General features: G+C 70.2%; 19 protein-coding genes. 12 read left to right on the top strand and 7 right to left on the bottom strand.

Features of this window, described 5'->3' with window-relative positions; all coding sequences use genetic code 11:
• Window positions 1-43 precede the first annotated feature (43 nt).
• Window positions 44-1531 (top strand): sensor histidine kinase, encoded by a 1488-nt coding sequence (locus BLT19_RS15345; RefSeq protein WP_091492036.1) that lies wholly within the window; start codon window positions 44-46, stop codon window positions 1529-1531.
• Between the two features lie 52 nt (window positions 1532-1583).
• Here the strand turns inward: BLT19_RS15345 and BLT19_RS15340 are convergent, their stop codons facing one another.
• The gene (locus BLT19_RS15340; protein ID WP_091492034.1) at window positions 1584-1832 is read right to left on the bottom strand and encodes a WhiB family transcriptional regulator; all 249 of its coding nucleotides are present in this window, start codon (window positions 1830-1832) and stop codon (window positions 1584-1586) included.
• 290 nt (window positions 1833-2122) lie between these two features.
• On the opposite strand from BLT19_RS15340, the gene BLT19_RS15335 reads away from it, so the two are divergent.
• The gene (locus BLT19_RS15335; RefSeq protein ID WP_091492031.1) at window positions 2123-2512 is read left to right on the top strand and encodes a histidine kinase; all 390 of its coding nucleotides are present in this window, start codon (window positions 2123-2125) and stop codon (window positions 2510-2512) included.
• A 12-nt stretch (window positions 2513-2524) separates the two neighbouring features.
• Here the strand turns inward: BLT19_RS15335 and bcp are convergent, their stop codons facing one another.
• From bcp to aroA, 3 genes are read right to left on the bottom strand one after another with little or no spacing between them, the layout of a single operon-like run.
• Window positions 2525-2995 carry a thioredoxin-dependent thiol peroxidase gene (bcp, locus tag BLT19_RS15330; protein WP_091492028.1) on the bottom strand — a complete coding sequence of 157 codons (471 nt, stop codon included), beginning with the start codon at window positions 2993-2995 and terminating at the stop codon, window positions 2525-2527.
• Between the two features lie 22 nt (window positions 2996-3017).
• Window positions 3018-4076 (bottom strand): ribosome small subunit-dependent GTPase A, encoded by a 1059-nt coding sequence (gene rsgA, locus BLT19_RS15325; RefSeq protein WP_091492026.1) that lies wholly within the window; start codon window positions 4074-4076, stop codon window positions 3018-3020.
• A gap of 20 nt (window positions 4077-4096) precedes the next feature.
• Window positions 4097-5479: a 3-phosphoshikimate 1-carboxyvinyltransferase gene (gene aroA, locus BLT19_RS15320; protein WP_091492023.1), complete on the bottom strand. Its 1383-nt coding sequence runs from the start codon at window positions 5477-5479 to the stop codon at window positions 4097-4099.
• A 164-nt stretch (window positions 5480-5643) separates the two neighbouring features.
• Here aroA and BLT19_RS15315 point away from each other — a divergent pair, with 164 nt between their 5' ends.
• Together BLT19_RS15315 and BLT19_RS15310 are read left to right on the top strand one after the other, a co-directional pair.
• Window positions 5644-6243 (top strand): sigma-70 family RNA polymerase sigma factor, encoded by a 600-nt coding sequence (locus BLT19_RS15315; protein WP_091494150.1) that lies wholly within the window; start codon window positions 5644-5646, stop codon window positions 6241-6243.
• A complete protein-coding gene (locus BLT19_RS15310) occupies window positions 6240-6482 on the top strand; it encodes a zf-HC2 domain-containing protein (RefSeq protein WP_091492021.1) in 243 nt (80 codons plus the stop codon). Before BLT19_RS15315 ends, BLT19_RS15310 begins: the two co-directional genes overlap by 4 nt.
• A 16-nt stretch (window positions 6483-6498) precedes the next feature.
• Here the strand turns inward: BLT19_RS15310 and BLT19_RS15305 are convergent, their stop codons facing one another.
• Together BLT19_RS15305 and BLT19_RS15300 are read right to left on the bottom strand one after the other, a co-directional pair.
• The gene (locus BLT19_RS15305) at window positions 6499-7407 is read right to left on the bottom strand and encodes a diacylglycerol kinase (protein WP_091492018.1); all 909 of its coding nucleotides are present in this window, start codon (window positions 7405-7407) and stop codon (window positions 6499-6501) included.
• On the bottom strand, window positions 7404-9038 hold the full coding sequence (locus tag BLT19_RS15300) for an FAD-binding oxidoreductase (protein ID WP_091492015.1): 1635 nt from the start codon (window positions 9036-9038) through the stop codon (window positions 7404-7406). Before BLT19_RS15300 ends, BLT19_RS15305 begins: the two co-directional genes overlap by 4 nt.
• Before the next feature lie 34 nt (window positions 9039-9072).
• Here BLT19_RS15300 and BLT19_RS15295 point away from each other — a divergent pair, with 34 nt between their 5' ends.
• The 4 genes from BLT19_RS15295 to BLT19_RS15280 all read left to right on the top strand — a co-directional run bounded on the left by BLT19_RS15295 (window position 9073) and on the right by BLT19_RS15280 (window position 13950).
• Entirely contained in the window at window positions 9073-9681 is a 609-nt protein-coding gene (locus BLT19_RS15295) for a TetR/AcrR family transcriptional regulator (RefSeq protein WP_091492013.1), read from the top strand.
• Window positions 9678-11243 carry a glycerol-3-phosphate dehydrogenase/oxidase gene (locus BLT19_RS15290; RefSeq protein ID WP_091492010.1) on the top strand — a complete coding sequence of 522 codons (1566 nt, stop codon included), beginning with the start codon at window positions 9678-9680 and terminating at the stop codon, window positions 11241-11243. Before BLT19_RS15295 ends, BLT19_RS15290 begins: the two co-directional genes overlap by 4 nt.
• Complete coding sequence (locus BLT19_RS15285) at window positions 11243-12544, top strand: GNAT family N-acetyltransferase (RefSeq protein ID WP_091492007.1); 1302 nt, start codon at window positions 11243-11245, stop codon at window positions 12542-12544. Before BLT19_RS15290 ends, BLT19_RS15285 begins: the two co-directional genes overlap by 1 nt.
• Before the next feature lie 101 nt (window positions 12545-12645).
• Window positions 12646-13950: an APC family permease gene (locus BLT19_RS15280; protein WP_157681874.1), complete on the top strand. Its 1305-nt coding sequence runs from the start codon at window positions 12646-12648 to the stop codon at window positions 13948-13950.
• On the opposite strand, the gene BLT19_RS15275 is transcribed toward BLT19_RS15280, so the two are convergent.
• On the bottom strand, window positions 13940-17782 hold the full coding sequence (locus BLT19_RS15275; RefSeq protein ID WP_197672979.1) for a multifunctional oxoglutarate decarboxylase/oxoglutarate dehydrogenase thiamine pyrophosphate-binding subunit/dihydrolipoyllysine-residue succinyltransferase subunit: 3843 nt from the start codon (window positions 17780-17782) through the stop codon (window positions 13940-13942). The genes BLT19_RS15280 and BLT19_RS15275 overlap by 11 nt on opposite strands.
• A gap of 172 nt (window positions 17783-17954) precedes the next feature.
• On the opposite strand from BLT19_RS15275, the gene guaB1 reads away from it, so the two are divergent.
• The 4 genes from guaB1 to BLT19_RS15255 all read left to right on the top strand — a co-directional run bounded on the left by guaB1 (window position 17955) and on the right by BLT19_RS15255 (window position 23359).
• The gene (gene guaB1, locus BLT19_RS15270) at window positions 17955-19412 is read left to right on the top strand and encodes a GMP reductase (RefSeq protein ID WP_091492003.1); all 1458 of its coding nucleotides are present in this window, start codon (window positions 17955-17957) and stop codon (window positions 19410-19412) included.
• A 263-nt stretch (window positions 19413-19675) separates the two neighbouring features.
• Entirely contained in the window at window positions 19676-20656 is a 981-nt protein-coding gene (locus BLT19_RS15265; protein WP_157681873.1) for a hypothetical protein, read from the top strand.
• 316 nt (window positions 20657-20972) lie between these two features.
• Complete coding sequence (locus BLT19_RS15260) at window positions 20973-22307, top strand: hemolysin family protein (RefSeq protein WP_091491997.1); 1335 nt, start codon at window positions 20973-20975, stop codon at window positions 22305-22307.
• Window positions 22304-23359: a hemolysin family protein gene (locus BLT19_RS15255; RefSeq protein WP_091491994.1), complete on the top strand. Its 1056-nt coding sequence runs from the start codon at window positions 22304-22306 to the stop codon at window positions 23357-23359. Before BLT19_RS15260 ends, BLT19_RS15255 begins: the two co-directional genes overlap by 4 nt.
• Window positions 23360-23363 lie beyond the last annotated feature (4 nt).

Raw genomic sequence — 23363 nt, 5'->3', positions numbered from 1 at the left:
ACGACGTGCACGAGGAGGGCGTCGTCGACCCTACGCTTGGAGGGTGTCGACGCTCTCCGATCTCGTGTACGCCCAGGGCCGCTCCAGCGAAGCCGAGGTGGAATGGCTGCACCGTCTCGCCGGCGACGGCCAGCTGCTGGCAGACCTGGCGTTCGCCGACATCGTGATCTGGGTGCCCACCGACGATGACACGTTCATCGCGGTCGCCCACACCCGGCCCGGCGGCGCGGCGACCCTCTTCTACCGCGACATCGTCGGCGACCGCGTGCGTCCGCAGTGGCGGACGCAGGTTCGCGAGGCGTTCCAGTCCGGCCGGATCGTCGACTCCGCCTCGCCGGACTGGTTCGAGGAGACCCCGACTCGGGTCCGGGCCGTCCCGATCGTCCGGACGCACGGCCAGGATCCGGCGATGACGATCGGCGTGCTGACCCGCCACACCAATCTCGGAGAGACGCGCACCCCCTCGCGTCAGCAGATCACCTTCAACGACTGCGCCGACGATCTGTTCGGGATGGTGGCGTCAGGGGAGTTCCCCAATCTGGACGCTCCCACTGCACCGCGTCGTGGCGCGCCCCGCGCCTCTGACGGCCTGATCCGTCTCGACGTCAACGGCGTCACGACCTTCGCCAGCCCGAACGCGCTGTCCGCCTTCAACCGGATGGGCTTCGATGACGAGTTGGAGGGCGAGTCCCTCGTCGAGGTGACCACGCGCATTCTTCCCGAGAAGCGGCAGTTCGACGAGTCGCTGCCGCTCGTGGTGAGCGGTCGGGCGCCGTGGCGCGCCGACATCGAGGCGCGCGGGGTCTCCGTGTCGCTTCGGACGATCCCGCTCCGCGATCACGGCACCCGCATCGGTGCGATCGTGCTGTGCCGCGACGTGACCGAGATCCGCCACCAGGAGCAGGAGCTCATCACCAAGGACGCGACGATCCGCGAGATCCACCATCGGGTGAAGAACAACCTGCAGACCGTGGCGTCCCTGTTGCGCATCCAGGCGCGCCGATCGCACTCCGACGAGGCGCGCGATGCGCTCACCCAGGCGATGCGACGGGTGGCCGCGATCGCCGTGGTCCACGACACCCTGTCCGAAGGACTCGCGCAGAACGTCGACTTCGACAACGTGTTCGACAGGGTGCTCAAGCTCGTCGCCGAGGTGGCGGCCGCGCCGAACACCCGCGCCCGTACCCACTCCACAGGAACCTTCGGCACCCTGCCGAGCGAGTACGCCACGCCGTTGGCGCTCGCGCTGACCGAACTGGTCACCAACGCGGTGGAGCACGGGCTGGCGGGGCAGGAGGGCGACGTCGAGATCATCGCCGAGCGCAGCGAAGACCGGCTCGAGGTGCGCGTGCGCGACACCGGAACCGGTCTGCCGGAGGGTCAGGTCGGTCGCGGACTGGGCACGCAGATCGTCCGCACCCTGATCCAGGGCGAATTGGGCGGCACCATCGACTGGCACACGATCATGGGCAGCGGCACCGAAGTCACGATCGACATCCCGATGCGCTACATCGAGCGCGCGCCGAACTGAGGTCGTCCTCCGACTTTCCGCGTCCTGTGTGAGGCGGCCTCGCTCGTCGCCGCTACGAGGCTCGTCGGGCGCGGGCGGCGCGGCGCTTCAGCGCACGACGCTCGTCCTCGGACAATCCGCCCCACACGCCCGAGTCCTGGCCGGTCTCGAGGGCATACTGCAGGCAGACTTCGGTCACGGTGCAGCGAGCGCAGACCGACTTGGCCTTCTCGATCTGCTCGACAGCGGGTCCGGTGTTCCCCACGGGGAAGAACAGTTCGGGATCGACTGTCAGGCATGCTGACTTGTCGCGCCAGTCCATGGTGGTGCTCCTTGATGCGGTTCGGGGATGCGGGGCCGGGATACGGGTCCGATACCCTGTGGGAGATGCGAGATTGCTCGCCCCACCTCGCTGTGGGAGCACACGGCTTTGTTAATGGTCCCATAGCGCAGGGTGAACATCAAGGGTTCAGCCGCGGGTTGTGTGCGCCATTGCTGGGCATTCCCCGTGTGGGCTGGAGGATTCGCACAATGAAAACCGTGCAGCGTAAGGAATTCTGAGCAATGCAGACAGTACCGATCGATGCATCCGACGCTGGGCGTCCTTCTGCTATGGCCATCGTCGCCGCGATCCTGGTCGGTCTCGAGGGTCTCGGCATCGTCGCTCTGACGATCTGGCAGATCGGCGCGCTTCTGGCCGGCGACACCGAGTCGCTGACGAGCGCACTGGCGCTGTTGGTGCTGAGCGGTCTGGGCGCCACGGCCGTGCTCGCGTTCGCGGTCGCGATCTGGCGCGGCCAGTCGTGGGGCCGGTCCGGTGGTGTGGTGACGCAGCTGCTGATCCTGGCGGTCGCGATCGGTGCGGTCACCGGTGCGTACGCCCACCCGGCGACCGGGGTGGCCCTGGCCGTACCCGCGCTCGTCGCCCTCGTGCTACTGATCCTCGCGATCCGGTCGGCCGGCGGGGCGGCACGGACCGGCAGCGAGGCTCCGCCGGAGTGAGCTCGCCCGGTCTCAGACGCCGATCAGCTGGCGCACGCGCGCCACGTGACCGGTGGCCTTCACGTTGTACAGCGCCTGCTCGATGACGCCGTCGGCGTCGATCACGAACGTCGATCGCAGCACGCCCTCGACGGCCTTGCCGTAGTTCATCTTCTCGCCCCAGGCGCCGTACGCGTCATGGACGGCGTGGTCCGGATCGCTCAGGAGGTCGTAGGTCAGCCCGTCGCGCTCGCGGAAGCGGCGGAGCTTCTCGGGCGCGTCCCGCGAGATGCCGAGGATCGTGTATCCGGCCGCCTGCAGCGGCGCGAGGCTGTCGCGGAAGTCGCACGCCTCGGTCGTGCATCCGGGAGTCATCGCCTCGGGATAGAAGAACAGGACGACACCACCGCCGCGCAGGTCGGAGAGGGTGACCTCGCGGTCGTCCTGGTCGACGAGGGTGAAATCGGGTGCGGGGGAGCCGGGCTCGAGTCGCGCGTCAGTCATTGCTCCAGCGTACGGCTCGCGATCAGTCGAACTGATGCGCGCTCTTGTCCGCGAAGGTCTGCAGCAGCCGCTGGAGCGAGTCGAGCCGTTCGGCACCCCGCTCGCCGAGGCGTCCTTCGGCGGCGGCCTCGATGATCGCGCAGTCCGGTGCATCCGCCAGGTGGGTGCAGCCGCGCGGACAGTCTTCGGCGATCAGGGCGAGTTCGGTGAAGGCGCCGAGGATGTTGGCCGGATCCACGTGGCCGAGCCCGAAGGAGCGCACGCCCGGGGTGTCGATGACCCAGCCGCTGCCGCCCTCGCCGGTGTAGCGGTACGAGATCGTCGAGGACGACGTGTGGCGTCCGCGTCCGGTGACGACGTTCACGTGCCCGGTGGCGCGCATCGCGCTCGGCACCAGGGCGTTCACCAGCGTGGACTTGCCCACCCCGGAGTGTCCGACGAACACCGTCGAGTGCCCGATCAGTGCTGCACCGATGCGCTCCACGGGCATCTCGGCCTGCGCGGAGGTGAACACCTCCAGATCGAGACCCTCGAAATGACGGAGGAACTCGGACGGATCGGCGAGGTCGGTCTTGGTCACGACCAGAAGCGGACGGATGCCGGCATCCAGCGCCGCCACCAGGTAGCGGTCGACGAGCCTGGCGCGGGGCTCCGGATCGGCAGCGGCGACGACGACCAGCATCTGATCGGCGTTGGCGACGATGACCCGTTCGACCTGGTCGGTGTCATCCGCGCTGCGGCGCAGGAGCGAGGTGCGCTCCTCGATGCCGACGATGCGGGCGAGCGTCCCCTCGTCGCCGGAGGTGTCGCCCACGATCCGCGCCCGGTCGCCGGTGACGATCGGCACCTTCCGCAGTTCGCGCGCACGCGTCGCGAGCACCCGATGCTCGTCGGGGAGGTCTTCGTCGACGAGGGCCGTGTAACGGCCGCGGTCGACGCCCAGGACGCGGGCGATCTCCGCGTCAGCGTGCGCGGGGCGTCGCTTGGTCCGCGGGCGGTTGGCCTTCGGGTTGGGGCGCGACCGGACCTCGATGTCATCGAAGTCGTCGTCGTCATCGTCGTCTGCGTCGAGCCAGCTCACCGTGGGGTCACCGGTCGGATTCAGGATGCCACGTCGTGCAGCGGCTGCGAGTGCGCACCGTCATCGCCGGGGCCGTCGCCACCGAGCATCGCGTGCCACAGTTCGGGGAACTGCGGCATCGTCTTGGCGGTCGTGCCGATGTCGTCGATCTCGACGTCGGGGACGCGCAGACCGATGAGCGCGCCCGTGGTGGCCATCCGGTGGTCGTGGTGTGCGTGCCAGGTGCCGCCGTGCAGGTCGCGCGGAACGATCCGGATGCCGTCGGCCAGTTCATGAGCCTCGCCGCCGAGCCCCCGCAGTTCGCCGATCAGCGCGGCGATGCGATCGGTCTCGTGGCCGCGGATGTGCCCGATGCCGTACAGGGTCGTGGGGGCGTCGGCGAACGCCGCCAGCGCGAAGATCGTCGGGGTCAGTTCTCCCGCCGCAGACAGGTCGAGGTCGACGCCGGCGATGGACGCGCCGGCGGTGACGGTGAGCGCGCCGCCGCGGCGCACGACGCGGGCGCCCATCAAGGACAGGATGTCGGTGAGCATCGCGCCCGGCTGGGTCGAGTGCGCCGGCCAGCCGGTCACCGAGACCGATCCGCCCGCGATCATCGCCGCCCCGAGGAACGGTGCGGCGTTGGAGAGGTCCGGCTCGATCGCCACGTCCTTGGCCCGCACACCGCCGGCGGGCACCACCCACTCGCCCGGTGCGGGTCGCTCGACGTGCACCCCGCGGTGGGCGAGCGACTCGATCGTCATGTCGATGTGCGGCATGCTCGGCAGCCGTTCGCCCGCGTGGATGAGGTGCAGCCCCACATCGAAGCGGGGGGCTGCCAGCAGCAGGCCCGAGACGAACTGGCTCGACGCGCTGGCATCGACGACCACTTCGCCACCGCGCACGTGGCCGTGTCCGCGGACGATGAAGGGAAGCGCCCACGTGCCGCCGTCGTCGATGTCGACGCCGACGTCGCGGAGCGCCTTGATCATCGCGCCCATCGGCCGATGCAGGGCGCTCTCGTGGGCGGTGAGGGTGACATCGCCACGCACGAATCCGGCGATGCCGGCCACGAACCGCATGACGGTGCCCGCTTGTCCGCAGTCGACCCTGGTCCCGCCCTGCAGCGGCCACACCGGCGTGATCAGGAGGTCGTCGCCGTAGGCGCCCGAGCCCGGCTCCGTCTCGATGCCCACCCCGAGCGCCTGCAGGGCCTCGATCATCCGGGCGGAGTCCTCGGAGTGCAGCGGCGCGGTCAGCCGGCCGGGTCCGTCGGCGATCGCCGCCAGGATCAGCTCGCGGTTCGTCAGCGATTTCGACCCCGGGACGGTGACGGTGGCCCGCAGCGCGCCCTCGGCGACGGGCGCACGCCAACGGCCGCGCGTGGTCGGCGCAGAATCGCGGGAATACCGATCGGCAGTCATCGGGTTCTACCCTACTGAACCCCTCAGAACACGCAGCAGAACGGAGCCGGATGATCGCCACCTTGGATCGACCGCAGGTGGGCGTTCTCGCCGACGGCCGGGTCGTTGCGCACGAGCGCCGCGAGGCCGTGGCGTGGGACCCCGCCGAAGTAGACTGGCGCGTGATGAACGATCAGGCGGATGCCGGGGCCGACGCTCGCGACCAATTCGAGACGCAGGCGCTGCCCTTCATGGACCAGCTGTACGCGGCGGCCATGCGGATGACGCGCAATCCGGCGGATGCCGCCGACCTCGTGCAGGAGACGTTCGTCAAGGCGTTCGCATCGTGGGCGAGCTTCACGCAGGGCACGAACCTCAAGGCCTGGCTGTATCGCATCCTGACGAACACCTACATCAACATCTATCGCAAGAAGCAGCGCGAGCCCTACCAGGGCACGATCGACGAGCTGGAGGACTGGCAGCTCGGCGGCGCGGAATCGACCACGGCGACGAGCAGTCGTTCGGCCGAAGCCGAGGCCATCGATCACATGCCGGCATCCGTCGTCAAAGACGCGTTGCAGGCGATACCGGAGGATTTCCGGTTGGCCGTCTACCTCGCAGACGTCGAGGGATTCGCCTACCAGGAGATCGCAGACATCATGAAGACACCCATCGGCACGGTCATGAGCCGTCTGCATCGCGGCAGACGGATGCTTCGTGAACTGCTGGCGGACTATGCGGCCGAGCGCGGGATCAGCGCTGCCGCCACAAGGAGCAACACATGACCGACTGCGGCTGTGAGAAGGCGCAACGCGACCTCGAAGAGTACCTGCGGAACGAGGTGTGCAAGACGTCGCAGACCGACATCGCCGAGCACCTCGCGACCTGCGCGACCTGTCAGGACGAGGCGCACGTCGCCCGTACCCTGACCGAGGTGGTCGCGCGGGCGTGCAAGGAGTCGGCTCCCGAGGAGCTGCGCGACCAGGTGCTCGAGCGCCTGCGGGCGGTCCAGGCCACGCACTGACCGCGTCCCGCCTCGATCAGCGGGCCGGTGGCGCGAACAGCGTCAGCGCTCCCCGGGCGACGTCGATCTCCAGGGGGAGGGCGCCGATCGGGTCGCCGTCGGCATAGGCGGTGACATCGGGCGCCGCGAGGCGGATGCGGCGCACGCGGTAGGTCGACACCTCGTCGATGCTCGTGTGCGTGCCCCGGTACACACGGGGGAGCAGTCGCAGCAGCCGGATCCGCCCGGCCGGCCGGACGAGCGTGACATCCAGGACGCCGTCGCCGGGATCGGCATCAGGGCAGATGGGGATGCCGCCGCCGTACGTGCCGCCGTTGCCGACCGTCGCCATCACGAGGTCGCCGGCGATGCGCTCCGGCGAGCCGTCCTCCCGCACGAGGTCGATCTCGTACGGGATGCCCCGCAGCCGCAGGAACTCGATCAGGATGGCGATGTTGTAGCGCGAGCCGCCCCGAGGCCAGCGCATGGCATTGGCGCGGTCGTTGACGCGTGAGTCGAAGCCGCTGGCCAGCACGCTGCCGAAGTACTCCGTCGTCCCGTCGGTCCGCGTGACGCGCGCCAGGTCGATCGCGCGGGTGCCGCCGTCGGCGATCGCATCGGCGGCCGCGGCCACATCGAGCTCCTTCAGCCCGACCGCGGCGGCCAGATCGTTGCCTGTCCCGGCCGGGATGATGCCGAGGGGGATGCCGGTCCCGGCGAGCTCCTGGATCGCGAGGTGGACCGTGCCGTCGCCGCCGGCGACCACAACCGCGTCCGTACCGAGGTCGATCGCCGTGCGCAGCAGGTCGGTCGATTCGGCCGCGCTGCCGCCGCTGAGGATCGTGGTGCGGATGCCTCGTGACCGCAGCCGCTCGGCCGCTTCCGGTGCCGCGCGGGTGTGCGCTCCGGCGCGCGCTGCCGGGTTCGTCAGAACTGTGACGTTCACGAATCCTCCCGGGCGCGGATGAGCGCGCCCGGGTTCATGATGCCCTGTGGATCCAGCGTGATCTTGACGGCGCGCAGGACCGCGATGCCGAGCGGGCCGATCTCGGTCTCCAGGTACGGCTGGTGGTCGCGCCCGACGGCATGGTGGTGGGTGATCGTCGCGCCCGCGTCCAGCATCGCGCGCGAGGCGGCGGCCTTGGCCCCCGCCCACTGTCCGGCAGGGTCGTCGGTGAGCGCCGCGATGACGGTGAAGTACAGCGATGCGCCGGCGGGGTAGACGTGCGAGATGTGGCACATGACGATGGGCTTCGTCCCGCCCGCGCTGAGGGTGTCGACCAGCGCCGAGGTGACGGCCGCCTTGACCTCGGGCAGCGCCGCCCACGTGGCGGCGGTCTCCAGCGTCTCGGCGAGGACGCCGGCGTCCAGCAGCGTGTCGCGCAGAGCGGGGGAGGCGAACCGGCCGCGCTCCCACGACTGCGCTGGATCCTCGCCTCGCGATTTCGCGCCGTGCGCGCGGAAGATCTCATCGGTACGGCTCCGGGTGTGGTCGGCTTCGCCGGCATCCGCCCCCTCGAACGTGCCCACGGCCAGCGCGCCGCGCATCCGGGTCAGGTGACCGCCCATGGCCGCGTTCACTCGGGTCTCGGATTCGTCGCTCAGCCGGAGGACGGTGGGACGGATGCCGCGTTGCGTCAGTGCTCGCAGCGCCGCCGCGCCGGCGGCGAAGTCTGGGAAGCTCCACGCGCCGTACGCGGTCGAGGCGGGGAGGGGCCGGATGCGCACCGTGACCTCGGTGAGGACGCCGAACGCGCCCTCCGAGCCGAGGAACAGCTCGCGCAGGTCGGGTCCCGCGGCGCTCGCCGGCGCACGACCCAGGTCGAGCTCGCCGACCGGAGTCGCGACGCGCAGGGCATGGACGAGCTCGTCGAATCGTCCGTACCCGCGGGAGGCCTGGCCGCTGGACCGCGTCGCGGCGTAGCCGCCGAGCGAGGCGAATTCGAAGCTCTGCGGGAAGTGGCCCAGGGTGAATCCGCGTGCCCCGAGCAGCTCTTCGGCCTGCGGGCCGGTCGTCCCCGCGCCGAACCTCGCCAGCAGCGAGGTCTCGTCCAGGCTCCACAGCGCGGCCGTGCGGACGAGATCGAGCGAGATCACGGCGCGGTGGGTGCCGGCATCCGGCTCCACGCCGCCGACGACGCTGGTGCCGCCGCCGAACGGCACGACGGCGATGCCACGGGCGCTGCACAGCGACAGGACCGCGACGATCTCGTCGTGCGTTGCGGGGGTGACGATGGCGTCGGGAGCGGCCTGGATGTCCTCCAGTCGCCGCTCGAGCAGGTCCGGGGTGCTCTTTCCGCCGAGGTGCAGGGCTCGCTCGGCGTCTTCGCGCGTCACGTGTCCGGCGCCGACGACTCCGGCCAGCGCCTCCGTGTCATCGTCGGACAGCCGAGACGGCGTGAGGGAAGCCGATGACACCGGCCGGCGCGGCACCGGATGAGTTTTGCCCTGCAGGAGCGTGGTCACGAGCGTCCTGGCGCCCGCGGGCAGCCGGGCATCCCGGGTGCCGTCGCCCCAGGCATCCCACTCCATCCTCGGGCGCACGGTCGGGCGGGCGAGGGGCTCCGGCGCAGGCATGGCGACAGTATGACACATTCTGTATGGTTGTCACATGACGGAATCCGCTCGTTCCGCGTCTGTTCCGGCGCCTCCGCTGACCGACACCGCGCATGCCATCCTCGACGCAGCGTTCGCGGAAGTGCTGGCGCACGGCATCCGCCGCACGAGCATCTCCGACATCGCGCGGCGGTGTGGCATCGCCCGTCAGACCCTGTACCGCTACTGGCCGGATGCGCAGGCCGTCTTCGCCGCGCTCGTGACCCGCGAACTGGTCGCCGCCCTGCCCGCCGAGACCGCCGCGCCCCGGTCGCTGACGGAGCTGGCCGCAACACTGGTCGGCACCGCCGACCGCATCCGTCGTATGCCGCTGATCGTGCGGCTGCGCGACACCGATCCCGAACTGCTGTCGCGATATCTCCTGGACCGGCTCGGCACGAGCCAGTACGTCGTGCACGCCGAGCTCGCCCGGCTGGTCGCCGGAGGGCAGAGCGCGGGCTTCGTCCGGCCCGGCGAGCCCACGCGCCTCGCGGCGATGCTGCTGCTGATCACGCAGTCCGCCGTGGTGTCCGCACCGCTCGTGGACGAGTGGCTGGACGATTCCGACTGGGCGGACGAGCTCGGCTCGGCGCTGTCCGGCTACCTGCGTCCGGATCCTTCATGACCGTGACGATCGTCGGGCGGACGCCCTGCTCATCCGCGCTGTCGGCCGCCCGCCGCAGCCGGGATCTCGCCGCACTCGGCGACCGACCCGACATCGACCTGCTCGTGGTCGGCGGCGGAGTGACCGGCGCGGGCATCGCGCTGGATGCCGCGGCCCGGGGACTCCGCACCGTCCTGGTGGAGCGTCACGACCTCGCATTCGGCACGAGCAGGTGGAGCTCGAAGCTGGCTCACGGCGGCCTGCGCTACCTCGCATCCGGCCAGTTCGCCATCGCCCACGAGAGCGCCGCCGAGCGCCATCTGCTGCTCACGAGAATCGCTCCGCACCTCACCCGCCCCCTCGCGCAGGTCATGCCGCTGTACGCTCCAGGACACATGGCACGAGGGGCATATGTCGGGCTGGGATACGGGCTCGGCGATGGCTTGCGCAGATTCGTCGGGACGCCCGACGCCGTCCTGTCCGCACCGAGTGCGATCGGCTCCGCCACGACGAGACAGTTCGTCCCGGCCGTCCGCACCGAATCGCTGCGCGGGGGTCTGCGCGGCTGGGACGGGCAGCTGATCGACGATGCGCGCCTGGTCATCGCGATCGCCCGCACGGCGGCGGGATACGGCGCGTCGATCCTGACCCGGGTGGAGGCCCTCGACCTCGCCGGCGACGCGGCCACGCTGCGCGACACGCTGACCGGCGAGACCCTCGCCGTCCGCTCGAGGGTCGTCCTCAACGCCACCGGCGTCTGGGCGAGCGATCTCGCTGCGGACGTCCACCTGCGCCCGAGCCGCGGCACGCACCTCGTGGTCGACACCGACCGGCTCGGCGGCTCCGATGTGTCGCTCACGGTGCCGGTGGAAGGCTCCACGAGTCGCTTCGTCTTCACCGTCCCGTCGATGCACGGGCGCACCTACATCGGCCTGACCGACGTGCCGGCGGACGGAGCCATCCCCGACGTTCCTTACGCCACGGATGCCGAGATCGACATGCTCCTGGCGACGATGAACACGGTCCTCGCCGAACCTCTCCGGCAGGCCGACGTCCTCGCGACGTTCGCGGGCCTGCGGCCGCTGCTGACGGACGCGGGAGGCGCGCAGGATGCCACGAGCGACGTGTCCCGCCGGCATGCGATCCTCGAGTCAGCCACCGGCGTGCTGACGGTGGTCGGCGGCAAGCTGACGACCTACCGGCGGATGGCCCAGGACGGAGTGGATGAAGCCGTGCGTCGACGCCTCGGTCCCGGCATCCCTCCGAGCTCCACCCGTACGCTGCCGCTGGTGGGTGCATGGCCCCGGCATCGGATCGCGGAGATCCCCGCCTCGCCTCGATACGTGCGGCGGTACGGCGCCGAGGCGCCGTTCGTCGCAGCCCTTCCGGGAGGGATGAGGGCCGCGAGGGGCGTCACAGCGCAGGAGCTGCGGTGGGGAGTGCTCGTGGAGGGCGCGCTCACCGTCGGCGATCTGCTGGACCGGCGCACCCGTCTGGGCCTCGTGGACGCCGACCGTGCCGAGTCGGTGGAGGCCGCAGCATCCGCCTTCGGCGAGTCCGGACCGGTCGCTAGCCTGGAGTGATGTCGACGCATTCCTGGATCACCCTCCCGCTCGATGCGACCTCGCGGGAGAGCCTCGCCGCCAGCGGGCTCGAGTACCGCGGCGTGGAGGTCGGGAGCGCGGAGTTCGTCCCGTTCATCCGGGCCATCGCTCGAGGCTTCCTCGATGAGGATCCGACCGACGAGCAGGTGGAAGGGTCGCGCGAGCGCGTCATCGATCGGCGCCTGACCGGCGTCTACGACCCGCGAGCGGCCGACCCTGCAGTGCCGGTCGCGACCATCGACTCGTGGGAGACGCCGCTGAGCCTCCCGGGGCGCCGCACGATCCCGATGTGGGCGATCAGCGGCGTCACGGTGTCGCCGACCCGGCGCCGCCGGGGCATCGCCACGGCGATGCTCGAGGGCGAGCTGCGCACAGCGTCCGCCGCCGGCTACGCCATCGCCGGCCTGACCGTCACCGAGGCGACGATCTACGGGCGGTTCGGCTTCGCTCCGGCGGTGTACTCCACCGACTGGTCGATCGACACCCGCCGTGCGCGCTGGATCGGTCCGTCCGGGTCGGGCCGGCTGGACGCGGTGGATCGAGAGCGCCTCCTGGCCGAGCTCGCGGCCGTGCACGAGCGGGTGCGGTCGGCCAACCCCGGCGACGTCGCCGGCTGGACCGGCCTGTGGCGGCGGATCGCGGGCCTCGCGCCCGGCGGAGAGCAGCGCAAGATCCGCGGTGTGATCCACTCCGATGACGACGGGACGGTGCGCGGCGTGATGGCGTACTCGATCAAGGAGGGCGAGCACGACTTCACGCGAGGCGAGCTCACCGTCTCGCTGCTCGTCGCCGACGGGCCCGACGCCTATCGTGCGCTCTGGCGCTTCGCGCTCGAGCACGACCTGATCGCGACGGTGCACGCGCCGCTGCGGTCGACCGACGAGCCGCTGCGGTGGATGATCGCCGATCAGCGCGGCGCGACGGTGACCACCCGCGAACACGGCTGGCTGCGGATCCTCGATGTGCCGGCGGTGCTCGCGGCGCGCGAGTACTCCGCGCCCGCGTCCCTCGTCCTGCGGGTCACCGACCCGCTGGGGTTCGCCGACGGGAGCTGGCGGCTCGAGGTCGGATCCGACGGCGCCGCAGAGGTGGCGCCGGTGGCGGACGCCGCGCCCGAGGTCACGCTCAGCGTGCAGGATCTCAGCGCGATCGTGCTGGGGGGCGTGCGGGTGTCGACGCTCGCCGCCGCCGGCCGCGTGCAGGCATCCGCTTCGGCGCTGCGCGTGCTCGAGCGGAGCTTCGCGTCGGCCGACACCCCGTTCCTCAGCCTCTGGTACTGACGCTGTCGTCGCTGTCGGCGCTGTCGGCGCTGGCAGTTGCCCGACGGCATCTGGCCGTCGCAGCGGGCGCGGATGTCATCGCCGGTGGGCAGACTGCCACCGTGAGCATCAACGCCGAGGCGGTCGCCGCGGAGACCGACGGACACCGTGGAACGATCGGGGTCGTGCAGGGCACCGCCCTGTACATCGCCGCGGTCCTGGGGACCGGACTCCTGGTGCTCCCGGGGATCGCCGCCGAGGCCGCCGGACCCGCCTCGATCGTCTCGGTCCTGATCGTCCTGGTGCTCTCGATTCCGCTCGCGGGCACGTTCGGTGCGCTCGCGGCCCGATACCCCGACCCCGGCGGCGTGGCCAGTTACGTGCGGCGTGCGCTCGGGCCGACCGCGTCGCGCATGACCGGGTACTGGTTCTTCTTCGGCGTCTGCGCCGGCGGCCCGGTGGTGGCCGTCCTGGGCGCCGAGTACATCGCCGCCGTGGCCGGGATCGCCCGGGCCGGCATCCCGATCCTCGCCCTGACCATCCTCGCGCTCGGGCTGACCGCCAATCTGTTCGGCGTCCGCATCGCCGGGTGGGTGCAGTTCGTGCTGACCGGGCTGCTGCTGGCCGTCGTCGTCGGGGTCGTGGCGTTCGCCCTGCCCGCGGTGCGAACCGAGAACTTCACGCCGTTCCTGCCCTCCGGCTGGGGCGGTGTCGGCACCGCGGTGCTGCTGTTCGTCTGGGCCTTCGCGGGGTGGGAGGTGGGGACGCACATCTCGGGGGAGTTTCGCGAACCGCGCCGCGTCATCCCGATCGCGACGGCGATCGCGCTCGTGCTCACCGGCGCGTCCTACCAGCTGCTCCAGATCGCGACCGTCGGGGTCGTCGGCGCGACCGCCGGAGACGACGCGGTGCCGCTGCTGACCCTCGCCTCGGCGGTCGCGCCGGGGATCGGCCCGGTCGCCGTGGCGATCGTCGCCGGCATCGTGTCGCTCGGCGTCCTGAACGCCTACCTCGCGGCGTTCGGGAAGCTCGGTGCGTCTCTGGGCCGCAACGGCGATCTGCCGCGGTGGTTCCAGCGGGGCGCGGACCCGGGGACGGTGCCGCGACGCGCGCTGCTGCTCACGCTCGCGGTGATCCTGGTCTACTTCGCCTTCATGGTGTGGACGGACTTCGACCTGCAACCGTTCATCCTCATCCATACCAGCAACATGGTCGCGATCTACGCCGCGGGCATGCTCGCGGCGGTGATGATCCTGCCACGACGGACGACTGGCTGGTGGATGGCGATCGTGGCCGCCGTGCTCTCGGCGGGTCTGCTGATCCTGGCAGGAAGCAACCTGCTGCCGAGCCTGATCCTCGCCGCCATCGCGGTCGGGGTGACCGGATGGCGGCGTTGGCGGATGCGGCGCGCGCGATCTAGAGGGTGAGCGCCTTCTTGAGTATCTCGGCCTGCTCCTTGGCGTGCACCTTCGGCGAACCGGTCGCCGTCGAGGCGGCCGCGGAGCGCGAGATGCGGCGGATGGTCCGGCCGTGCAGGTGCTTGACGACCTCGAGGGCGATGAAGGGCCAGGCGCCCTGGTTCTCCGGCTCGTCCTGCACGAAGCACAGCTCGGCATCAGGGTAGCTGTCCAGCACCGCGTTGAGCTGCTCGATGGGCGCAGGGTAGAACTGCTCCAGCCGGACCAGGGCGATCTGGTCGGTGGGGTTCTTCTCCATCTCGGCCTTCAGGTCCCAGTGGATCTTGCCGGCGTGCAGGAGGACCCGCTTGACGGCGCTCTTGTCGAGGCTGCGGCCGTCATCGAGCACGGGCTCGAAGGTGCCCGTGAGGAAATCGTCGACCGGAGAGGTCGCACCACGCAGGCGCAGCATGGCCTTGGGCGTGAACACGATCATCGGGCGGCGCGGGCGCGCGTATGCCTGACGGCGCAGCAGGTGGAAGTACGACGCGGGCGTGGAGGGACGCGCCACGATCATGTTGTCCTGCGCGCACATCTGCAGGTAGCGCTCCATGCGTGCCGACGAGTGGTCCGGCCCCTGGCCTTCGTAGCCGTGGGGGAGCAGAAGCACGACGCTGGACTGCTGCGCCCACTTCTGCTCGGCCGAGGAGATGAACTCGTCGATGACCGACTGGGCGCCGTTGGCGAAGTCGCCGAACTGGGCCTCCCACAGGACGAGGGCGTCCGGCCGCTCGAACGAGTAGCCGTACTCGAACGCCATCGCGGCGTATTCGCTCAAGAGCGAGTCGTACACCCAGAAGCGTCCCTGGTTCTGCCCCAGGTTCGCCAGCGGGATCCACTCCTGGCCGTTCGCGCGGTCGTGCAGCACGGAGTGGCGCTGCACGAACGTGCCGCGCCGGGAGTCCTGACCGGCCAGGCGCACGGGCGTGCCTTCGACCAGCAGTGAGCCGAAGGCGAGCAGCTCGGCGAAGGCCCAGTCGATGCTGCCGTTGCGGCTCATGTCGAGGCGCTTCTCGAGCAGCTGCTGCAGCTTCGTGTGCACCGTGAAGCCCTCGGGCTTGTTCACGAACGCGTCGCCGATCAGGTGGACGACCTCGCGGGAGACGCCCGTGGTCTCGGGGGATCCGACGGCCGGTTCGACCTCGGCATCCGTCACCACCGGCGTCGTGCCCGTCTCGGCCGCGTGCGTCTCCGCGAACGCGACCTCGAGACCATCCTGGAAGTCGCGCTTGGCCTGCTCGTACTCCTCCTCGGTGATGTCGCCACGGCCGACGAGGGCTTCGACGTACAGGCGTCGCACGGAGCGCTTCGCCTCGATGAGGTTGGTCATGAGGGGCTGGGTCATCGAGGGGTCATCGCCCTCGTTGTGCCCGCGCCGGCGGTAGCAGACGAGGTCGATGACGACGTCGCGGTGCCAGCGCTCGCGGTACGCGAACGCGAGCTGCGAGACGCGGACGACGGCCTCGGGGTCATCGCCGTTCACGTGGAAGACCGGCGCCTGGATGGTCTTGGCGACATCGGTCGCGTAGACCGACGTGCGCGCATCACCCGGAACGGTCGTGAAGCCGACCTGGTTGTTGACGACCACGTGGATCGTGCCGCCGGTGCGGTAGCCCCGCAGCTGCGACATCTGGAGCGTCTCGACGACCACGCCCTGTCCGGCGAACGCCGCGTCGCCGTGGATCAGGATCGGCAGCCACGAGTACGTCCCGATCGGCTTGCGGTCCTGCTTGGCGCGCACGATGCCCTCGAGGACACCGTCGACGGTCTCCAGGTGCGAGGGGTTGGCCGCGAGGTAGACCGGCAGCTCCTCGCCGCGGTCGTCGACGAAGGTGCCCTCGGTCCCGAGGTGGTACTTGACGTCACCCGAGCCGCTCTTGCTGCCGATGGCGATCGAGCCCTCGAACTCGCGGAACACCTGGCCGTAGGTCTTGCCGCCGATGTTGGTGAGCACGTTCAGCCGGCCGCGGTGGGCCATGCCGATCGCGGCGCCGTCGAGATTGGCCTCGGCCGCGCCCTGCAGGATCTCATCCAGCAGCGGGATGAGCGACTCGCCGCCCTCCAGGCTGAAGCGCTTCTGCCCGACGTACTTGGTCTGCAGGAATGTCTCGAACGCCTCCGCCTCGTTCAGCTTGCTGAGGATGCGCAGCTGCTCGTCGTGGCCGGGCTTCTGGTACTTCAGCTCGACGTGCTCCTGGAACCACTTGCGCTGCTCGGGATCCTGGATGTGCATGTACTCGATGCCGATCGTGCGGCAGTACGAGTCGCGGAGCACGCCGAGGATGTCGCGCAGCTTCATGGTGCGCTTGCCCCCGAACCCGCCGGTGACGAACTCGCGGTCGAGGTCCCAGAAGGTCAGCCCGTGGTTCTCGATCTCCAGGTCGGGGTGCGTGCGCTGCACGTACTCGAGGGGGTCGATGTCGGCCATCAGGTGACCGCGGACGCGGAACGAGTTGATGAGCTCCTGGACGCGCGCCTGCTTGTCCACGCGCTCGGCGAGGTCGACGTTGATGTCGGCGGCCCAGTGGATGGGCGCGTACGGGATGCGCAGGCCCGCGAAGATGTCGTCGTAGAACCCGCGCTGTCCGATGAGCAGCTCGTGCACCTTCTTGAGGAACTCGCCCGAGCCTGCGCCCTGGATGACGCGGTGGTCATAGGTGCTGGTGAGGGTGATCGTCTTGCCGATCGCCAACTCGTTGAGGGTCTTCTCGCTGGAGCCCTGGAACTCGGCCGGGTACTCGAGGGCGCCGGCGCCGACGATGCAGCCCTGCCCCTTCATCAGACGGGGCACCGAGTGCACGGTGCCGATGCCGCCCGGGTTGGTGAGCGAGATCGTGGTGCCCTGGAAGTCGTCGGCGGTCAGCTTGTTGGCACGAGCGCGCACGACGAGGTCCTCGTAGGAGACGAGGTACTCGCTGAAGGTCAGGGTGTCGGCGCGCTTGATGCTGGGCACCATCAGCGCGCGGGTGCCGTCGGGCTTGGGCAGGTCGATCGCGATGCCCAGGTTGATGTGGGCGGGGGCGACGACCGACGGCTTGCCGTCGATCTCGGCGTAGAAGACGTTCTGGCTCGGGAACTCCTTCAGCGCCTGGATCAGCGCCCACCCGATCAGGTGCGTGAAGCTGATCTTGCCGCCGCGGGTGCGCGACATGTGGTTGTTGATGACGATGCGGTTGTCGATCATCAGCTTCGCCGGGATCGTGCGCACGCTCGTCGCAGTGGGCACCGTCAGAGAGGCATCCATGTTCGCGGCGAGCGACTTGGTCATGCCCTTGAGGACGGTGACCTTATCGGCCTCGGGGTTGGGAGCGCCGGCCGAGGGCGCAGCCTTCGGCGCCTGTGCCGGGATCGGCTGCGGCGCGGCCGGCTTGGTGGTCGTGCGGGCGACCGGCTGCGCGCCGATCACCGGGATCGGCGCGGTCAGCGTCGGAGGCTCGGATGCCGCGACCTTCGGCGCGGCGGCTTCCGAGGTCTGCGCTGCCGGCGGGGCTGCGGCCGGGGGAGCTGTGGGGGCGGCTGCTGCCGGAGCTGGTGCTGCTGCCGGAGCTGGTGCTGCTGCCGAAGCTGCGTCCGCGGGAGCCGGCGTGGCTGCCGCAGGCGGTGTGGAATCGGCCGGCGCTGCGTCGGGACTCACGCCCTCTTCGGTGTTGACGGGGTGGTAGGCCTCGAGAATCGGCCACCACGCCTTGTCGACCGAGTTGCGGTCTGCTTTGAATTGCTCGAAGAGTTCATCGACGAGCCATTCGTTGGCTCCGAACTCCCCTTCGCTCGAAACCCCGACGCCCGTGACCTGGCTCGACACGCTCGATCGCCTGCTTTCATCAAGACTGCGGAAACGTGCGGGGCATCCTGGCCCACACGCACGACTGTTAAGCCTAACCCCAGTCTGCCCGCCCGATCTCTGAGAACCAAAGGCGAGGACGACTCGTTTGCGCATCGATTCGCGCTCAGGAACAGTCACTACCCTTTCGGATATGGAGTTCTACGGAGATCAGCCCGACGTCGACCTGACCTATTCGGATGTCTTCCTCGTGCCGCGGCGCTCCGAGATCACCAGCCGGCTGGACGTCGACCTGTCTCCCGGTGACGGCACGACGGCGACGATCCCGCTCGTCTCGGCGAACATGAACTCCGTCACCGGCGCGCGACTGGCCGCCACGCTGGCGCGCCGCGGCGGGCTCGGCGTACTGCCGCAGGACATGCCGCTGCAGGAGCTGGATGCCGCGATCCGCTGGGTCAAGGACCAGCCCGTGCGATGGGACACGCCCATCGTCCTGCCGCCGTCGGCGACGGTGGCCGAGGCCGCCCGCCTGCTGCCGGCGACCGAGGGCCACGGGATCGTGGTGTCGGATGCCGCGCCCTCGGCGCTCGCGATCGACGACGTGCTCGGAGTGGTGCCCGCCACGCGATTGGGCACGGCGCTGCCGGATGCCCGTCTCGGCGACCTCGCCCGAGGCCGCACGGCATCGATCGATGCGGACGACGTGGACAGCGCCCGGCATGCCTTCGACCTGATCGTGGGTGCCGACGCCGAAACGGTGTGCGTCCTGCACCACGGATTCGTCGTGGGCACCCTGTCCCGACGGAGCGCGCTGCGCAGCACCCTGTACCGTCCGGCGGTCGATGCGTCCGGACGGCTGAGCGTTGCTGCGGCCGTGGGCATCAACGGCGATGTCGCCGCGAAGGCGCGTGCGCTGGCCGCCGCGGGCGTCGATGTGCTCGTCGTGGACACAGCCCACGGCCACCAGGGGGGGATGCTGCGGGCACTGCGCACCGTGTCCGAGCTCGGGCTCGGGATTCCGATCGCCGCGGGCAACATCGTCACCGCCGACGGCGTCCACGACCTGGTCACCGCCGGCGCGACGATCCTCAAGGTCGGGGTCGGACCCGGCGCGATGTGCACCACACGAATGATGACCGCGGTCGGCCGCCCGCAGTTCTCCGCCGTCCTCGAGACGGCCGAGGCGGCCCGCCTCATGGGCGCGCACGTCTGGGCGGACGGTGGCGTGCGCTACCCCCGGGACGTCGCCCTCGCCCTGGCGGCGGGCGCGGCATCCGTCATGATCGGCTCCTGGTTCGCCGGGACGATCGAGGCACCCGGCGAACTCGAGGTCGATGCATCCGGCCGGCTGTACAAGGAGTCGTGGGGGATGGCCTCGACCAAGGCCGTCCACGACCGCTTCGGCCGGCTGGAGCCCTACGAGCTGGCCCGCAAGGAGCTGTTCGCCGAGGGCATCTCGTCGTCGAAGATCTACCTCGACCCGCTGCGCCCCGGGCTCGAGGATCTGATCGACATGATCACGTCCGGCGTGCGGTCCTCGTTCACCTACGCGGGGGCGACCTCGGTCGCGGAGTTCCAGGATCGCGCGCGCGTGGGACTGCAGTCGGCGGCGGGGTATGAGGAGGGCAAGGCGCTCCCGGTCAGCTGGTGAGCGCGGGGGCGCCGTGCGCGCCGCGGCGCGGCATCCGCCCCCCTCAACCCCGTCTGCGCGGCATCCGCCCCCCTCAACCCCGTCTGCGCGGCACTTTCCTGTTGCCGCGCCACAGATCTGCGCCGCTGAAACAGGAAACAGCAGCGTCGACGTAGTTCTCACGGCCAGGCGGCGTCCTCTGCACAGGGGGCGGTGGGACGCCCGCTGTCCACCGAACCCGCGGATCAGCGGCGCCGTGCGTCACCAGCGCTCAATCTGGGCGGATGGTTCCGCGCACCGAGCACCCCGTGATCGTCCATCGTCGACGCGAGAGGGAGGGCGAGCCGGTCAACGACCGTCGCCTCCGCCGGCTCGTCGATGAGGGAAGCGTCGTGCGCATCGTCGCGGGCTCGTACGTCCACCGGCAGGATTGGGAGGCGCTGAAGCCCCGGGACCGGCACTACCTGCGCGTCCTCGAAGCGACCGCTCGCGCCCGCGGTCAGCTGATCGTCAGCCACCACGCGGCAGCCGCAGTGTGGGGGATCGACACCCTGGGACCCTGGCCGACACTGGTGGAAGTCCGAACCGACCGCGCGCGCGGCGGCAGGTCCTCCGGAGCGTTTCGTCGCCGAGCGCTCGGCACGAAGGACGTCGAACTCGTGCCGTGGCGGTCGCACTGGATCACCAGCCCGGCACAGACGGCCATCGACCTGGCGGCCGACCTGCCCTTCACAGAGGGCGTCGTCGTCTTCGACCAGGCGCTCTGGGCGAAGCGAGTGGGAGGTCCACTGACTCGGCTCGATGCGATCAGGACGCTGACGTCGAGCACGTCGATCACGCGCGGTGGGGCGAAGGTCGCCCGGGCGACGGCGTTCGCGACAGCGCTCTCCGATTCGGTGCGCGAGAGCCACAGTCGAGTCCTGATCGATCGGCTCGGGTTTCCGACGCCGGTGCTGCAGCAGCGCTTCGATCTGCCCAGCGGACGAATCGCGTACCCGGATTTCTTCTTCGCCGAGCACGATCACGCGGCCGAGTACGACGGCGTCGGCAAGTATCTGGACCCGCGGATCCTGCGGGGCCGGACGCCTCAGGAAGCGCTCCTCGAGGAGAAGGATCGCGCTGATGAACTCCTGCGGATCGTCAGCCGTCTGTCCCGGTGGCGCACACCCGCACTGCACGACCCGCGCCTGCTGTACGACATCCTGTCGGCCGCCGGACTGCCGAGCAGCCGCCCGAGGCCGCGGCTGGGGCAGTTCCGCGTCTGAGGAGGCGGCGCGGCTGGGGCAGTTCCGCGTCTGAGGAGGCGGCGCTGCTGTTTCCTGCCCGCGCTGCAGCGATTCGCGGCGCGTAAGCAGGAAACAACCGCGCGAGCGAGCGTGGTGGGGAGGACCAGGGGGAGTGGTAGGGACAGGGAGCGGATGCTGCGGCGCGCCGCGCGCGGTGAGGCCGAGGCCCCGGAGCCGCGGCCCAGCCGGCCTGCCGTAGACTTGCCGGCACGATGGACGACCCCCCCAGTAGACCCAGGCCCCACCGACCCGCACCCGCCGCCGCACTCGATGCACAGGCTGGGGGTGATGCCTGATGGACTACATCTTGCTGGGCGTGGGGCTCCTGCTCACAGTCGGGACCGGCCTGTTCGTCGCGAGCGAGTTCGCGCTCGTCAACCTCGACCGCGCCGACCTCGAAGCGCGCCGCGACGCGGGCGAAAGCCGCCTGTCGATGACGATCAGCGCACTGCGGATCACCTCGACGCACCTCTCGAGCGCGCAACTCGGCATCACGCTGACTACGCTGCTCACCGGGTACGCGATGGAACCGGCGATCTCGAACCTGCTGCGTCCCGTCTTCACGGCGTGGGGGTGGCCCGATGGCGTCGTGACGCCGCTGGCCACCATCATCGCGGTGACGCTGGCGACGATCCTGTCGATGATCCTCGGCGAGCTGATCCCGAAGAACTTCGCGCTCGCCGTACCTCGGCAGACCGCCAAGCTCGTGATCCCGTTCCAGACCGCGTTCACGACGGTCTTCAAGCCGGCGATCATCGTGCTCAACGGCAGCGCGAACGGCGTGCTTCGCCTGATCGGCATCGAGCCGAAGGAGGAGCTCTCCGGCGCCCGCACCGCGGAGGAGCTCTCCAGTCTCGTGCGCCGCTCGGCGATCGCGGGCGTACTCGAAGAGGACACCGCGTCGCTGCTGGATCGCAGCCTCACCTTCGCCCGCCTGAGCGCGGCCGATGTGATGACGCCGCGTCCCAGCATCCACGCCCTCGCCGCAGACGACTCGGCCGAAGAGGTCATCCAGCTCGCCCGTCGCACCGGCCACAGCCGCTTCCCGGTCTACGAGGACTCGATGGACGACATCATCGGCATCGTGCACCTCAAGGCCGCCGTCGGCGTGCCCCGCGACCGTCGTGAGGACGTCCCCGCCGCCGCACTCGCGACCGAGCCGCTGCGCGTCCCCGAGGCCGTGCACCTGGACACCCTCATGTCCGAGCTGCGGGCACGCGGCTACCAGATGGCCGTGGTCGTCGACGAGTACGGCGGAACAGCCGGCGTCGTCACCCTCGAAGACCTCGTCGAGGAGATCGTGGGCGAGGTGCTCGACGAGCACGACCGGCGCCGCGCCGGCATCGTGCGCTCCGATGAGGCGATCGTCTTCCCCGGCGAACTGCGCCCCGACGAGCTGCGCGATCGCACCGGCATCCGCATTCCGGAAGGCGACGTGTACGACACCATCGGCGGCTACATCATGAGCGTGCTCGAGCGCATCCCGGCATCCGGCGACACCCTCGACATCGAGGACGGCACCCTCGAGGTGCTGCGCATGGACGGACGACGCGTCGACCGCGTCCGGTTCGTGCACACCCCGATGCCCGACGAAGCGCAGGACGCGACCGCGGGAGGTGAGCGGCGATGAGCGACTGGGCAGGAATCGCATGGCTGGTCGTGCTGCTGGCCTTCAATGCCTTCTTCGTCGGCGCCGAGTTCGCCGTCATCTCCGCGCGCCGATCGCAGATCGAGCCGCTCGCCGAGCGCGGGTCGCGCTCAGCGAAGACGGCCCTCTATGCGATGGAGCACGCGACGCTCATGCTCGCCACGAGTCAGCTCGGCATCACGATCTGCTCGTTGCTGATCCTGAACGTCTCCGAGCCGGCGATCCACCACCTGCTCGCCGGGCCGCTCGGCCTGACCGGGCTCGAAGAGGGCACGGTGGACATCATCGCGTTCGTGGTGGCGCTGCTGCTGGTCTCGTACCTGCACGTCGTGTTCGGCGAGATGGTCCCCAAGAACCTCGCGTTCTCGGTTCCCGACCGCGCGGTGCTGATGCTCGCCACGCCGCTGGTGTGGGTCTCGAAGCTCTTCCACCCGGTGATCGTCACCCTGAACTGGATCGCCAACCACGCGGTCCGGCTGTTCGGCGTCGAGCCGAAGGATGAGGCGGCCTCGACCTTCACCCTCGAAGAGGTCACGACGATCGTCAACCAGTCGCGCATCGAGGGCGTCCTGGACGACGCGGCCGGCACGGTGTCCGCCGCGCTGGAATTCACCGACAAGAAGGCCAAGGACATCGCTGTGCCGCTCTCGCAGCTGGTGACCCTTCCGGAGTCGGTGACCCCGCACAAGATCGAGCGCTCCGTCGCCAAGCACGGCTTCTCCCGATACGTGATCGTGGACGACGCGGGCGTGCCGCTGGGCTACGTGCATCTCAAGGACATCCTGCGGGCGGCGGAGGGTCCGGATGCTGCGGCCGACGTGGTCCAGCCGATTCCGGCCAAGCGCATCCACCAGATGGTCCCGGTGCTGGAGAGCACCGACCTCGAGGACGCGCTGGCGCTGATGCGCCGGGCGGGCCGCCACCTCGCGCGCGTGCGCAACGAGGCTGGGGAGACGACTGCGGTGCTCTTCCTCGAGGACATCATCGAAGAGCTGATCGGCGAAGTGCAGGACGCGACGCGCCGCCGCGGCTGATCCG

The sequence above is a fragment of the Microbacterium pygmaeum genome (assembly GCF_900100885.1).
Classification (GTDB): Bacteria; Actinomycetota; Actinomycetes; order Actinomycetales; family Microbacteriaceae; genus Microbacterium; species Microbacterium pygmaeum.
Note: the sequence above shows the minus strand (reverse complement) of the source record. Positions and strands in the feature narration are given on the sequence as shown.